The sequence below is a fragment of the Anaerotignum propionicum genome (assembly GCF_024461735.1).
Classification (GTDB): Bacteria; Bacillota; Clostridia; order Lachnospirales; family Anaerotignaceae; genus Chakrabartyella.
Genome location: NZ_JANGAD010000013.1, coordinates 1 through 15065, shown reverse-complemented (window position 1 = coordinate 15065; position 15065 = coordinate 1). Strand labels below are relative to the sequence as shown.

General features: G+C 36.4%; 10 protein-coding genes. 5 read left to right on the top strand and 5 right to left on the bottom strand.

Annotation, left to right across the window (positions count from 1 at the left end):
• Positions 1–8: 8 nt before the first annotated feature.
• Together NE558_RS13490 and NE558_RS13485 are read right to left on the bottom strand one after the other, a co-directional pair.
• The gene (locus NE558_RS13490) at positions 9–1481 is read right to left on the bottom strand and encodes a tagaturonate reductase (RefSeq protein ID WP_256150672.1); all 1473 of its coding nucleotides are present in this window, start codon (positions 1479–1481) and stop codon (positions 9–11) included.
• Positions 1482–1799: 318 nt separating this feature from the next.
• The gene (locus NE558_RS13485) at positions 1800–2465 is read right to left on the bottom strand and encodes a GntR family transcriptional regulator (RefSeq protein WP_256150670.1); all 666 of its coding nucleotides are present in this window, start codon (positions 2463–2465) and stop codon (positions 1800–1802) included.
• Between the two features lie 463 nt (positions 2466–2928).
• On the opposite strand from NE558_RS13485, the gene NE558_RS13480 reads away from it, so the two are divergent.
• The 5 genes from NE558_RS13480 to NE558_RS13460 all read left to right on the top strand — a co-directional run bounded on the left by NE558_RS13480 (position 2929) and on the right by NE558_RS13460 (position 7768).
• Entirely contained in the window at positions 2929–3957 is a 1029-nt protein-coding gene (locus NE558_RS13480; RefSeq protein ID WP_256150669.1) for a zinc-binding alcohol dehydrogenase family protein, read from the top strand.
• 58 nt (positions 3958–4015) lie between these two features.
• Entirely contained in the window at positions 4016–5062 is a 1047-nt protein-coding gene (locus NE558_RS13475; protein WP_256150668.1) for a C4-dicarboxylate TRAP transporter substrate-binding protein, read from the top strand.
• A gap of 88 nt (positions 5063–5150) precedes the next feature.
• Positions 5151–5651, top strand: coding sequence for a TRAP transporter small permease (locus NE558_RS13470; protein ID WP_256150667.1), 501 nt, complete (start codon positions 5151–5153; stop codon positions 5649–5651).
• Positions 5644–6930, top strand: coding sequence for a TRAP transporter large permease (locus NE558_RS13465; protein ID WP_256150666.1), 1287 nt, complete (start codon positions 5644–5646; stop codon positions 6928–6930). The genes NE558_RS13470 and NE558_RS13465 overlap by 8 nt, the downstream gene beginning before the upstream one ends.
• 139 nt (positions 6931–7069) lie before the next feature.
• Positions 7070–7768: an HDIG domain-containing metalloprotein gene (locus NE558_RS13460; RefSeq protein WP_256150664.1), complete on the top strand. Its 699-nt coding sequence runs from the start codon at positions 7070–7072 to the stop codon at positions 7766–7768.
• A gap of 467 nt (positions 7769–8235) precedes the next feature.
• Here NE558_RS13460 and NE558_RS13455 read toward each other — a convergent pair whose 3' ends face one another.
• The 3 genes from NE558_RS13455 to NE558_RS13445 form a co-directional block, all read right to left on the bottom strand.
• On the bottom strand, positions 8236–10350 hold the full coding sequence (locus tag NE558_RS13455) for a methyl-accepting chemotaxis protein (RefSeq protein ID WP_256150663.1): 2115 nt from the start codon (positions 10348–10350) through the stop codon (positions 8236–8238).
• A gap of 968 nt (positions 10351–11318) precedes the next feature.
• Positions 11319–12530 carry a BTAD domain-containing putative transcriptional regulator gene (locus NE558_RS13450; protein ID WP_256150662.1) on the bottom strand — a complete coding sequence of 404 codons (1212 nt, stop codon included), beginning with the start codon at positions 12528–12530 and terminating at the stop codon, positions 11319–11321.
• Between the two features lie 272 nt (positions 12531–12802).
• Positions 12803–13876, bottom strand: a complete 1074-nt coding sequence (locus tag NE558_RS13445; protein WP_256150661.1) for a type IV pilus twitching motility protein PilT — start codon at positions 13874–13876, stop codon at positions 12803–12805.
• Between the last annotated feature and the right edge of the window lie 1189 nt (positions 13877–15065).

The following is a 15065-nucleotide window of genomic DNA, read 5'->3' as shown; positions in this document are numbered from 1 at the left end:
AACACTCCTTAAGCCAGAAGAGAAGTTAAAACTTCCTTCACATCTTTTTCTTCCAGTTCCTTTAAATAAGATGCAACCAAATCTGTCAAACCTTCAATGGCATTTAGATCTGTGCCATCCCAAAATGCTGAATTGGATAAAACCGCCTCTGCAATGCCATTGACATCATTTTCTGCCCAAAGCTTAGCGAAGAATTCTAATACGTCGCTGTCATCCTTTATGGTATAAGTTGTTCCGTCTGCACGAGAACCAACATAGCTGCCGTCTTCCATCTTCCCTTTATAAAAACGAATAAAAGCTGCTAAAGAGAATGCTAATGCCCTCGGTAACTGGCCTTTTTCCTTCACATAACCCAACAAGCTTGGCATACATCTTGCGCACCATTTTGAGCAAGAATTCAAAGAAATATCTAATAGTTTATGTTTAATATATGGATTGCGGAAACGATCTTTTACATCAGAAGCAAACTGTTCCAAATCCGCCTTTGGCAGATCCAAGGTGGGGATAATTTCACCGTAAAGAAGCTGATCCAAAAATTTCTCAAATAATGGATCATTCATCATTTCCAAAACAATATTGTGTCCCGCCAAATATGCTGCCAAAACAGTAGCCGTATGTCCACCATTCAAAATTCTAACCTTACGTTTTTTGTAGGGTGTCACATCTTCCGTCCAAATGACGTTTGCATCTGTTTTATGAATTGGCAATATTTCTGCCCATTCCTTTTTCCCTTCAATTACCCACAGGTTAAAGACCTCACTTGTTACAAGGCATTTATCCTCATAGCCCATTTCACTATACAGATACTCCAATTCGTCACCGGGGTAACCTGTTACGATGCGGTCAACCAAAGTGGAACAAAAATGATTGCTATCTTTTATCCAAGTTCTAAAGCTTTCTTCTAAACCCCATTCTTCTGCATACTGCAAAACGATACGCAGTAAATTTGCCCCATTATTGTCAATCAGTTCAACAGGCAAAAACAATAAACCCTTATCTGTTGCACCATTGAACGTTTGATATCTTTCATATAAAAAAGCGCAAACCTTTGCTGGGAAGGACTGTGCCGGTCTATCCGTCAGTTTATCACCTGCTTTATAGGAAATACCTGCCTCAGTTGTATTGGAAATAACCACCTTTAAATCTTCAGAGCGAGCCATTGCCAACAGCCCTTCATAATCTTCATAAGGATTCATACAGCGGGAAACCGATGTATTTGGCTCAATTTTTTCTACAGGCTTACCGTCTTCAATGCCACGCATAATTAAGGTATACATACCATCCTGAGAATTAATAACCTCTCCCATACCTTTAGCAATAGGCTGACATAAAACGATGGAACCATCGAAATGCCCTTGTCTATTTGCTTTATCAATCATCCAATCTGTAAAAGCACGAAGGAAATTTCCTTCTCCAAATTGTAATACCTTCTCCTTGAAAGCTGGTGCTTGCGGAGTCAATACTTCATTTATTTTTTTCATAAACCTTATACCTCCAAGTTATTCTGGTTTAAGATAATCTCAGGAACAGTATACAACAAGAAACATGGTGTTGTATACAACAAAAACAAAAAAAATGTTTTTTTGTTGAATCAAAACAATATCCAACTTAAATTTTTGTGCATTTTTAGGATAAACCAGATTTTTTTATTTTATACTGATGTATACAATCTGTTTTTGTAAGAATAAATGCTAAAAAAATATGCCTTTTTCATAGAAAAAGACATACCTTAATTTCTCTTCTTATTCGTTCTTTATGCAAAATTGCTCAAGTTTCTTATTTTATCCCGAGTAAAAAACTTATCTGCCTTTTTGCATCCCGCTGTTTTTATTCAATGCCAAATCAAAGGTGGCATTTTTCGATGCAAGAAGGTGGGCTTCCATTTCTTTTGCCGCAAGGACCCAGTCATGTTTTAAACACGCAGTTACAATCCTTAAGTGCTCTTCATTTGTTTTCTCCAGTCGAGAATCCACAAATTGTCCCGTCATTACACGAAAACGTAAATTCTGATTATGAATCCAATCATACGTTTTTAAAAGATAAGGGTTTTGAATGGCTTCAACAATAGCCACATGAAAAGCATCATCCAGAGAGTAATACTCCTCTTCCCCGTGGGTATTCACCGGTAAAGAAAATGTTTCAAAAAATTTGTGAATTACCTCATCTCCAATTTTAGGGCCATAGTTCATAATTGCATATGGTTCATAAAGGAGACGAACTTCAAAAATAAAGTTAATATCGTTAATGGTTAAACCTGATACCACAATTCCTTTTTTCGATAAAATAGAAATAAGCCCCTCTTGTTCCAAACGACTCAGCGCATCACGGATGGGCGTTCTGCTTACATGCAGCTCATCCCGCAAAGTCTCCTCATTCAACATAATTCCCGGTGCATATTCACAGGAAATAATTTTTTCTTTTATTGCATGGTACGCTCTTTGCTTTAAGCTTTCTTTCCCAGACATTTCATTGTGCCTCCCCCAAATTTGCATAAGTATACTACATAATTCTGCTCTTGCAAAGAAAAAATACGTAGCGTCTGTTGAGAATTGATTTTTTACAATTATTATTCTATTATAACTCGAATCTATTTTACAACAAGAAATAAAAAATAAAAAGATTGTAAATATTTTAATATAACAATTTTTGAATAGAAAAAGGCTTTTGGATACATCATAAGCAAACTTCAAAAATAGTTATACAGAAATAACATTTACAGAATACATTTTTTGTAATATAGTTGTTTTTATTGTGTATTTTGTTTAAATAGCATACCTCAAAATTGTTTATACTATTCAAAATTAAGAAGAAAATTAATTTTAAGTTGACACCAACCACGAAAACCAATTATACTCCTTTTATAGAGTGATGTATACATCAAATGAAACAGCACCAATTGTTGCTGAAAAAGGAAGGTATCAAAATATTATGAAAGCACTAAGAATTAATGCACCGGGCGATGTTTCGATTGCCGAAATCGAAAAGCCCGTCCCAAAGGAAGGCGAAGCCTTGCTAAAACTTTTGTATGGCGGTATTTGTGGCAGTGATTTAAGCTCTTATCGTGGTGCAAATGCTTATGTTTCTTACCCTCGTATTCCGGGACATGAATTTTCTGCGGAAATCATCGAAGTGGGTGAAAACAGCTATGGGTTAAAAGCAGGCATGATCGTAACCTGTAATCCCTACTTTAACTGCGGCGAATGCTATTCCTGCCAAAAAGGCAGAGTCAACGTATGTCATGATAATCAAACTATGGGCGTGCAGCGTGAAGGCGCATTTAGTGAATATATCACCATGCCCGTGGAAAGAATTTATGATGGTAAGGGTTTAGACGCCGAAACCTTGGCTTTAATTGAACCTTTTTGCATCAGCTATCACGGTGTATCCCGTGCTGAGGTTCAGGCTGGAGATAAAGTCTTAATTATGGGCGCAGGTACCATTGGCGTTTTGGCGGCTATTGCAGCAAAAGCAAAAGGTGCCGAAGTAACCATCTGTGATGTTGCAGAAGAAAAATTAAATTATGCTTACGAAACCTTTGAAATTGACCATAAGCTCTTAAACACCTCCCCCGAAGCATTTCAAAAAGGTGTTGCGGAATTGACAAACAATAATGGTTTTGACGTTACAATAGAGGCTGTTGGTTTGCCTGTTACATTCCAAAACTGTATCGATGCTGCTTGCTTTGGCGGTAAAGTTGTTTTAATTGGCGTTTCCAAAAAAAATATTGAAGATTTCTTCTTCACCATCATTCAGAAAAAGGAACTTAATATCTATGGCTCTCGTAATGCATTGAAAAAAGATTTTATAGAATTAATCGACTTAGTATTGAACAATGATGTAAAATTGAATAAAGTGGTTACAAATCGTTATAAATGGACAGATGGACCACAGGCACTTGCAGATTTCTCTGAAAATGCTGATAAAATGCTAAAGGTTGTGTTGGATTTCACCCAATGAGAATTGGCGTGTATTCATATAAACATGGAAAAAACAAGACTTGAAAGGGGAAAAAGAAATGAAATTTAAAAAATTAGTAGCTTCTATGTGTATTGCAGCAATCTCCGTCGCTTCTTTCGCAGGTTGTTCCAGTAAGCCCGCAGAGGATGCGGCAAAACCAGCAGAAACTCCACAGGAGAAAGTAACATTGCAAATTGGTTTTGAAAATTCTATGTCCGAGCCTATCGGTCAAGCTTTGCAGAAATGGTCTGATTTATTGGCTGAAAAATCAAACGGCGCAATGGAAATTGTACTCTACCCTGACTCTCAGTTAGGTAGCAAGACAGACTTAATCGATTCCATGCTTTTGGGCGAAAATGTAGCAACTTTAGCTGATGGTGCATTCTACGCTGATTATGGTGTGCCTGATTTTGGTATCGTGTTCGGACCTTTCCTGTTTGACAATTGGGATCAGTGCTGGACTTTGATTGAATCCGATTGGTACAAAGGACAGGAAGCAAAATTGCAGGAAAAAGGCTTAAAGATTATTGCTTCCAACTGGGCATACGGCGCTCGTCATACTTTGACAGTAAAACCCGTAAACAAAGTAGAAGACTTGGCCGGTATGAAGATTCGTGTACCAAGTAACCAGATTCAGTCCCTTGGCTTCGATGTTTTAGGTGCTGCTTCCACAGGTATGAGCCTTGGTGATGTTTATCAGGCATTGCAGACAAAGACAATTGATGGCGCTGAAAACCCTCTTGCTACACTGTATGGCCGTAAATTGCATGAAGTTGCAAAAAACCTTATTTTAGATGCACACGTTTTGAACTTTACAACATGGGTTTGCTCTAATGACTGGTTTAACTCTTTGACAGAAGAACAGCAGAACCTCCTTGTTGAAACAGGTAAAGAAGCTGGTATTTACAACAATCAGATTCAGCAAGAATCCGAAGCTGATTATCTGCAGAAGATGAAAGATGAAGGCGTAACAGTTGTAGAACCTTCTGAAGAAGTAATGGCTGGCTTCCGTGAAAAAGCAAAAGCATTCTATGCAATGGGCGACAAATTTGGCTGGTCCGAAGGCCTTTATGACACAGTTCGCGCTGCAATGGGTGCAAAATAAATAACATCCACACAAATAATCTGACCTCTACGGCGGCAGGAAACCTCCCGCCGCCGTAATTTTCAGAATTAGATTCGAGGGAGCGAATATGAAAAATAATAATAAATTATCTAAGCTTATTAATTTAGACGTATTGGTCGCATCTATAGTATTAGCACTACTGATCCTCCTTACGTTTTTAGGCGTTGTTTGGCGTCGTGTCTTTGGTGCGCCCTTTACATGGTTAGAAGAAGTTCAGCTTGCATGCATGGTTTGGATTGTATTTGCAGCAGCGGGTGCAGCATTCCGCTATGGCAATCACGTTGCAATTGAAATGATTGTAGATCTCATGCCTGAAAAGATTCAGAAAGCCTTTACAGTTTTTATTTCTGCTGTTGTAGTAGCCGTTATTTCTTACTTATTTATTCAAAGCATCGGGTTTATACAGCTTTTCGTAAACAGTGGGCGTACAACCCCTATGTTAAAAATTCCTTATGCACTTATTTACGGTATTGCACCTGTATCTTATATTTTAATGATTTTTAATTACTTCTATGCCCTTATTAAAGGTGTAAAATCTGAAGCAAAGGAGGCGGTAGAAAGTGAATAGTGTTCTTGCTCTTTCCGCCATTGTTTTGCTGGTACTTTTATTCTTGAAAGTTCCGGTTTATTTATCCGTATTAGGCGGTTCTGCAGTTTATTTCATTCTAAATCCGACAATAAACACCATTATGTTTGCTCAAAGAGCAATTACCAGTGTTGAAAGTATATCATTGTTGGCAATTCCCTTCTTCGTATGTGCCGGCATTTTAATGAACTACACCGGTGTAACAAAAAGAATTTTAGATTTTTGTTCCGTACTTACAGGGCGTATGTCCGGTGGTTTAGCCCAGGTAAACATTCTTCTATCTACACTAATGGGCGGGTTATCTGGTTCCAATTTGGCTGATGCTGCCATGGAAGCAAAAATGTTAGTTCCTGAAATGGAGGCAAAAGGCTTCTCCAAAGAATTTTCAACAGTTGTTACCGCAGCTTCTTCTATGATCACACCATTGATTCCCCCAGGTATTGCCATGATTTTATACGGCTGTATTGCCAATGTATCTATTGGCAAGCTGTTCATGTCAGGTCTTGGAATCGGTACCTTCCTATGTGTTTCTATGATGATTCTGGTACGTTTTATCTCAGTAAAACGTGGATATCAACCTCTTTATACCGAAAAAGTTCCAGCAAAAGAATTCATCGCTGCTGTAAAGCCTGCAATCTTACCTTTGTGCTTGCCTATTATCATCATCGGCGGTATCCGTTTGGGTATTTTTACAGCCACAGAAGCAGGTGCAATCGCAATTCTTTATGCAATCATTCTTGGTGCAGTCTATAAAGAGTTGGATTTAAAAAATACCTTCACAGGCTTAAGAGAAACCGTTTGCACAACATCATCCATTATGCTGATCGTTGCAGCTGCAAGTGCATTTTCTTGGATTTTGACGAAAGAACGTATCCCTCAGCAGTTAACAGAATGGATTGTAACAACCATTGATAATAAGTATATCTTCTTATTGGTTATTAATATTTTCTTATTAATTGTTGGTATGTTCATTGAGGGTAACGCATCCATGATAATCCTTGTACCTTTGCTGGCACCGATTGCAGCAAACTATGGCATTGATGAAATTCAGTTTGCTATGATTTATATTTTCAATAACGCAATCGGCGCATTGTCCCCTCCTATGGGAACTCTGATGTTTGTTACCTGCGGAATAACCCAGTGCAAAACAGCGGCTTTCATTAAAGAAGCTGTGCCCTTCTATATTCTGTTGGTGATCGATTTGTTAGTGATTACTTATATACCAGTAGTTTCAACGTTCCTGATTAATATTTTATATTAATAAATTTCCCTTTGTAATTTTGCAAAAAACGGTGCAGAGACGTCCGATTTAGGATTGTTTCTGCATCGTTTTTTATTCTATCTTTTTATGTGTATAAGTGGCTTACCATCTGTGAAAAATAATCTCTGAGGTGAACGTAATGGGAAATCTAAAAACAGAAACGCTTAGTTATGCATTAAATAACAATTCAGATAATCAGAACTCTATTAAAAATATGACGTCGGTACAACTTTATACAGAATTAACAAAGCATTTATGTGAGGACTTCAAACCTTCCGAATACTTAAATTTGGTATCTCATTCAGGCGGACTTAACGACTTCCCCTTCTCCATGTTAAAAAAATTGGAAACGGTTCCTCAATCGCCAATACATCACCCTGAAGGATGCGTATGGAACCACGTCTGTCTTGTAGTAGATCAAGCAGCAGTGGTACGTCATAAAAGCCAAAATCCCAAAGTATTTATGTGGGCGGCACTCTTACATGACGTTGGAAAAGTACAGACTACCCGCACTCGTCGAGGAAAAATTACTGCTTATGACCATGATACTGTTGGCGCAAAGCTTTCTATTGAATTTTTATCCCAATTCACAAAGGATGAAGTATTTATTAAAATGGTTAGTGTGCTGGTAAAGTATCATATGCACCCCTTATATGTCCTGAAAAGCCTACCCTTCGGAGATATACATGGAATGAAAGCAGAAACCGAAATTGAAGAAATTGCTTTATTAGGTTTTTGCGACCGAATGGGGCGTCAAGGAAGCGATATGGAAGAAGAGCAGCAGAATTATGAAGAATTCCTAAAGAAATGTCATGCTAAATGTGAAAATAAGACCTGACCATATAAAGTCCCAGTCTTGTAACTCACATTCCTCTTTTATCCCTATAATAAGATTGTTTTTTCTAGATTTAATTAATCAATACCCCTAGATAAACGGGTGGTTTGAACTAGCCTTTGCAGGATTTTACTGGCACGTGCCCTTTAGACACGTTAAAATTTCGCCATTCGCATAGAGCCTCTAAAACGGCTTTTTTTATCCTTTAATTCTAATCACCCATAAAGGGGTTAATATATTCTTTTAATGAAAAATGGTCTGCTATTATATCTTCCTGTATCTTTGTGGTTAGCTGATTACAATTTTTATTTCCTTTTATCCTATCGCCCTAGTCTCTTCTCAAACATGCGTCTAACCCATGTTTTCTTTCCATATAAAAGCCCCCAAACCATTCGATTATGATCTGGGGGTTAACATGTACATTGTTATATGTATCCGTTCATTTAAGTTTCAATAACAGTCAAGGGCGATTAATATTTGAATTCATCGTCATTTTCACCATTAAAATCAAATTCCTCTACGCTCTTGGTATTAGAATAATTTGAATAACTGCTCTTTCCAGAGCCATTTTCATCTAATACAAATCTTGACATAAGCTCTTTTAATAACTGTGCTTGAGCAGACAGCTCTTCACTTGCAGCTGCTTCCTCCTCAGCTGTTGCACTATTTGTTTGAACAACCGCAGAAATTTGCTCTACACCAAGATTAACCTGATTGATTGCCTGAGCCTGCTCATTGCTAGCATCAGCAATAAATTGGATAATTCTTGTTGACTGTTCGGAGCCCTGAACAATATCTTCCAGTGATTTTGCTGTTCCATTTACAATCTTTGTTCCTTTTTCAATGGCTCTTAAAGAACCTTCAATTAAAGTAGCTGTATTCTTTGCACTTTCAGCAGATTTACTAGCAAGATTACGAACTTCATCAGCAACCACTGCAAAACCTTTTCCCGCATTTCCTGCTCGAGCAGCCTCAACCGCGGCATTCAGTGCAAGGATATTTGTTTGGAACGCAATATCATCAATATTCTTAATAATCTTTCCAATCTCATTGGAAGTACGGCTGATATCTTCCATCGCTTCAACCATATGCTTCATCTGCTCTTGACCATAGGTTGTAGCATTTGATGCTTCCAGAGCAATTGCTTTTGCCTTTGTTGCATTTTCTGCAGTCTGAACAATCTGATTAGAAATATCATTCATAGTTGCAGACAGTTCTTCAATAGAGCTTGCTTGTTCTGTTGCGCCTTGAGAAAGAGCTTGAGCTCCGCTGGATACCTGATCGGAACCAGAAGCAACCTGTTCTGCAGCCAAATTAATTTGAATCAATGTCTCCCGAATCATTTCTGTAGTAGAAACCAAAGCATCTTTAATGACTGCAAATTCACCTTCATAGCTTTGCTTAAACTCAAGATTAAAATTACCTGTACCAAGCTGTCTCAGTAATTCGGAGATTTCATCTATGTATGCGATATAGCCCTTTAAGCGGACGACAGTTTTATCAAAAGATTCAGCTAAGAAAGCCGTTTCATCATGTGTATTAATATCTATTTCCACATCAAGATCACCAGCTGCAATTCTGTCTGAAGCAGCCACCAACTTACGCAAAGGACTTATCATTTTCTTTGCTGTAAAATATACAAGTGCACAAAGAATTAGCATAATTACTGAAATAATGGAATATAAAATTGTGCGCACTTCAACGTAAGGTATATCAACCTCTTCTTGTGGTATTGTGGAAATAACCCTCCATCCCGTTGTGCCTACAGCAGAAGTAAATCCTGTAAGAGTTTTTCCATCTATTTCATATTGAACAACACTGGTAGATACATTTTTTACAAAATTCTTCGCATCATCAGAAACAGGAAGCTCATCAATATTTTTCATTACGTAGTCACCATTGGGATGATAAATTATGGTGTTGGTTTCTGTAACGAAGCAGAAATACCCAGTTTCTCCCAACTTTAAGCTACTCAATATTACTGAAACCTGATCAAGAGCCATGTCAATACCAAATGCACCAACAATTTGCCCATTGTTATTAACAGGAATTGCTATTGTTACGACCAATTTTTTTGTACTTGCATCAACATAAGGCTCAGAAATGGCTAATCCCTTTTTCTCCATCATTTTGATATACCATGGTCGTTGTGTTATCTGCCAGTCTCCATTCAATTGAGACACATATCCATCAGACATAATTAGCTGGCTGGAATCAAGATCTGCCATCCAAACTGACTGTATATTTGTTGAATCAATTTTAGCAATTTCTTTTAATTCATTAAAAACACTTTGAAATTCTGGAAGTTCCTTCACGTTTATTTCAGGTGTAGCCTTTACCATAAAATCCCGAAACAAAGAATCTTTTGAACCAGTTTCAACCAAAGATAAATATTTAGCCAAATATTGATTAATTTGCCATGCAGCACTATTGGAGGTTGTTTTAATTACCTCATTTGATTGAACGTTAATGCTTTTCTTCACATGACCGGATACCACAATAATTAGAATTAGAAATAAAATAACTAATGGTATAATTGTTGCCAAAATCATTTTTCTTGCAATACTCTTTGTAAACACTTTCATTCTAACACCTCATTTTCCCCTCTTCTTTGCACTCTCTACTTTCCGCTTAATTCCAAAACAATATTCTCTATCCCTTTAGAATATCGTTCCAAAACGGACATCCCCCCCTTTTGCTTCTTGCAGACTAAACCTCACATACCTTGTCCAAATGTTTCTTTTGAAAACGCAGTGTCGTTGTTCTGCATAGCAAATTTTGGAGGGCCTTTTTAAATAATTAAAATCCTTTCGATGCTATCCCTCCCTTGTACTAATACCCGTTGTCACAGCTACTATTTCAACAAAATGTAATTATATAAATCACTTTCACTATAAAAAGTACGATAACATTAGCATAAAATCATGTTCATAAATAACATAATGGGTATCAAATACAATAGGCAATTTAACGATATGCCGAGTGAATACCTGTTAAAAATTGTATACTCTTAATTTAACATAAAAGAAAATATTAATCAATGAATTTACCCTAAAAAAATACCATATCTTACAATTTTTAATTTAATTTGCCATGGTTTTTTTGCACAAACAATATATATTAAATTTCAATCTCTGAAAAACCATTCAGGGGCCTTATACATTATGTATAAAATCGCAAACATATTTCATTACTTTTTATGCAGAAAAAAGTTGTGAGGAACGGATTCTTTTAATGTTGTTATAGCATGTCATGCTTTATTGCGCCATATAATACGCTTATTGTAGAGTTTTAAGCTTTCACTTATGACAAAAAAGATATGTAAATTATATTCACATCATTTAAATTATTTCTATGAAAAACAACAACCTCCTATGATTTTTCATAAGAGGCTTTTTTCAAACATTCATTTTTTTAACTATTATACTGCCCACACTCCGATTGTTGATATCAAAAACTGTTTCCTGATTGAAATTTTCATACAATTTTTGAATCTATTTGTTTTTGAATAATTGATTTAATTCATTCTACAAATTTAAGTCTCCATTTCAATTTATCTAAAACGATCGGAGCCTGGTGTAATTTGCTGTATTGAATATTTTAAAACGATATTTATATTTGGAAACTCAGACCGAAAAGCTTTCAATAAGCGCTGTGCAACCACATTTGCTGTTTCTTCTGTGGTATTGGACAGCATAATCAAATATTGATTCACACTGTATCTGGCAAATGCGTCTCCACCACGTATGTTGTATTGAATTGTCGTTCTTAATGCATCCATTGCTCGATTTAAAACTCTGCTGGTGGGAATGCTAATGGCATTTTTGTCTACCACAGAGATTAAACACAAATTAGATGTCACGCCTGTTCTTCCTATGTTTTTAGACTCCAAGTGGTACACAAGCTTAAAAAATTCATACTCACAATACACGCTACCAATTTCATCTTTGCTTTCATCCAGCTTGTTCTTAATTACTTCCAGATTCATCTCTGGTGTTTTAATTGTCCGAACAACATCTTTATATAACGCCAAAAACTCCTCAGATGGCGTTATTCCCAACTCTTTCATAAATAAGTCTGTCACCTGATGATATAAATCCAAGGCTTTTTCTAAATGTCCTGTACATATCAATACTTGTATGTAATAAATGTATAATTGCTCTTCATACGGTTCTAAAAGAATAGCCTTTTGGCAAATAGCAGAAAGTTGTTCATATTTTTTATGCTCAAACAACAATTTAGCCAAATCAGCCACAACTCTATTATATAATGATCGATAAAAAGTGGCAATTGGTATAACCCAAGCTTCTGATGATTTTTTTTGCAGGAAGTGGCCTTTATAAAGGCTTTCAGCCTGTAATAAAAGGGAAATCTTTCGTGAAACATCTTCTGTTTCCAATTCACTTTCATAAATTAGTCTTTGAAATTCATCGGCATCGGTGATACATTTATAATCTTGATTCCAGCCATAAGCTCCATTCCGATACAGTATCATGCGTCGGCTATTATCAAAATCCAGTTCATCTAAAGCTGCTCTTACACGGTGCATCAGCACCTTCAATGTGTTAATTGGATCTCGAGAATTGCTGTCTGACCATAGCAACTCTATCAATTCATCTTGGGTTATAAATCGCTTTCTGTGAACAATAATATATTCCATCAGTGTCCACACTTTCTTTGAGCGGTTCGTTTGGTCGGAAATAATACTATTTCCATATTCAATGGTAAATTCACCTAATAATGTAACTCTAAATTCTTCGCCCACAGGCCTCCCCCTTTTTCTTATCACTTAAAACTTAGTTTTCATACTGCTTTAACGTATTATAAATGAGAATAATCAGAAATATAATTCTCTGGCTCGTTTCATTCATAAGTTCACAGCATTCTTTTCTTTTGAAATATGTCTCCTAATTCATGAACAGCATAATGCACATATCGATGAATAATATATGAACTTGGCCATAAAGCAAATCTACTTAAGAATGTAATCTCAATAGGAATCCATGCAACATGTCCCAGTTTATTTGCCGTCGTAAATCATTTTTTTAGGTTCATGCGAATTCGTTTTTCTAAAAGCTCTGGATGAAGGGCATATTGCAATGCCGTTTCTGCCAATATTTTACCATTCGAAACCAATTCGAATAAGCTATTGTCCATAGAAATCATGCCTTCTTCCCCAGACATGCCAATCACCGATTCAATTTGATGAACTTTGGAATCCCTAATCATATTTCGCACTGCATTGTTCATATGCATGATTTCAAAAACAGGAATCAATGTATCATCAATAGCTGGAATAAGCTGTTGAGATACAACAGTTTTTAAGACCATTGATAACTGAATACGAATCTGTTGCTGTTGGTTTGGTGGAAAAATATCAATAATTCTATCTATTGTATTTGCCGCTCCCACCGTATGTAGTGTAGAAAGAATAAGATGTCCTGTTTCACCAGCCGCCATTGCAATTTGTATGGTTTCATAATCTCGCATTTCTCCTACCAAAATTACATCGGGAGATTGACGCAGGCTGGAACGCAATGCCGTTACAAAGTTTGCGGTGTCTAAGCCAATTTCCCTCTGGCTGACAATGGATTTTTCATTGCGGAACAAAAATTCAATCGGATCTTCAAGGGTAATGATATGGTTACTTCTTGTCTCATTAATTCTTTGAAGGATACATGCCAGAGTCGTTGATTTACCATTTCCTGCAGAACCAGTAACCAAAACTAAGCCCTTATTCTGATTTGCTAAGGCCAAAACTTGTTCGGGAATTCCAATTGTATGATAATCAGGAATACCATATGCCACAATGCGCAAAACCGCTGCCAGAGATCCTCTTTGTTTATAGCAACTAATCCTTAGTCTCGCTAAGTTTGGAACTGATAAAGCAAAATCATCATCCCCATCTGTTGTCAAACGTGTTAATTCCCGCTGGGCAAGTTTATATGCTTCTTCCACCAAAAGCTTGGAGTAATCAGGCATGACCTTTTCCTCATTTAATTGATAAATCATTTTCCCTTTTTTGTAGGACAGCGGTTTGCCGGCAACAATAAAAATATCAGATGCACCCAAATCCATTGTCTGTTTTAAAATTTCTAAAAATGAAAACATATCTGTCTCCTCAATCGTTCAATACCTCTTTAACACTTACTTATCCTTTCATTTGAAACCATTCCCTGATTGATTCCAAACGCAAAGAGCTTATAAAATAAACTAACAAGTGATTCTATAAATATTAAAACACTCAATAAAAATACCATGCCCCTACGCCCAATTACGAAATCTTTCGCTCAATATCAGCATTCAAAACTCCTCAAAATGCTACTATGGCAATTACTTAACCTTAGATTATTTCTCTTCTGCTAAAAGAAATATCAGATTATTGTTTTGAATACTGCTACATAAGGATTCATCTTATACAATTCCGTCCTTGCATCAGAACATAATTAGCATCCCTACCCAGTCTTATAACATTATATAATAATGTTTCCAGTTTTTTTGGCCTAACTTATTTCATTGAAGATTTGTTGCATTCTTCTTAAAGGAAATTTCCATTATGCGAAACCCCCTGTATGCACGACGAACCGCTGGAGCTCAGCGGTTTCGTCCTACCTTTTCTTAAAAAACTATTTAATTCTTTCACAACATTATAAATATGTTTCATAATATCCTCATTTCACTTGGTATCAAGCCATAACAAAATGAGGATTCCCACCATCTTCATTATTGTTTCGTCAAAGGAATGTATTTCATTCACATAAACTCTAATCACTGTTTCTTGGCTAATCAGACAAATAAACTTTTAAAAATAGTGTTGGTAAATTATTCTCTCTCCTGTGCCTTAAATAGCAATAAAACATAAGAATCAGTTACAAAAATGCAGTTAGCAGTTTTAAAATCTTTTTGGGCATTTGCATTTCTTTGCATAATTTAAGCCGAAATACCCTTAAATTGGACTGTTAATACATAAATAACCATTTTTTACTAAAATTCTAGCATAAAAAACAATTATCGTCAATAAACCCTGTTAGGGAAAATCTAACCCAATTGTTTATTAATTGATTTTTAAAAAGAAAAGACTCCAACTTCCCTTATATCTTAAGATAAGCCGTAAAGCTTGCCTTCCCTTTTTTTCCTATAAAGGGTTTGCTCATGTGAAGAGCATATCTTTAAATCGTCAAGCGGGAAAAAAGTTTTATAAATAGGAATCCCTCACAGAGCAGGTCTTCTCAAGAAATAAATAACAATCATCACCACCAGCTCAGCTGGTGGTTTGCTCTGCCCCTAGAAGGGGCTTTTA

Excerpts from the sequence above, each read along its gene's own strand:
- NE558_RS13470 (WP_256150667.1), top strand. The coding sequence starts at position 5,151 with ATGAAAAATAATAATAAATTATCTAAGCTTATTAATTTAGACGTATTG.
- NE558_RS13455 (WP_256150663.1), bottom strand. The coding sequence starts at position 10,350 with ATGAAAGTGTTTACAAAGAGTATTGCAAGAAAAATGATTTTGGCAACA.
- NE558_RS13475 (WP_256150668.1), top strand. The coding sequence starts at position 4,016 with ATGAAATTTAAAAAATTAGTAGCTTCTATGTGTATTGCAGCAATCTCC.
- NE558_RS13490 (WP_256150672.1), bottom strand. The coding sequence starts at position 1,481 with ATGAAAAAAATAAATGAAGTATTGACTCCGCAAGCACCAGCTTTCAAG.
- NE558_RS13460 (WP_256150664.1), top strand. The coding sequence starts at position 7,070 with ATGGGAAATCTAAAAACAGAAACGCTTAGTTATGCATTAAATAACAAT.
- NE558_RS13485 (WP_256150670.1), bottom strand. The coding sequence starts at position 2,465 with ATGTCTGGGAAAGAAAGCTTAAAGCAAAGAGCGTACCATGCAATAAAA.
- NE558_RS13480 (WP_256150669.1), top strand. The coding sequence starts at position 2,929 with ATGAAAGCACTAAGAATTAATGCACCGGGCGATGTTTCGATTGCCGAA.
- NE558_RS13445 (WP_256150661.1), bottom strand. The coding sequence starts at position 13,876 with ATGTTTTCATTTTTAGAAATTTTAAAACAGACAATGGATTTGGGTGCA.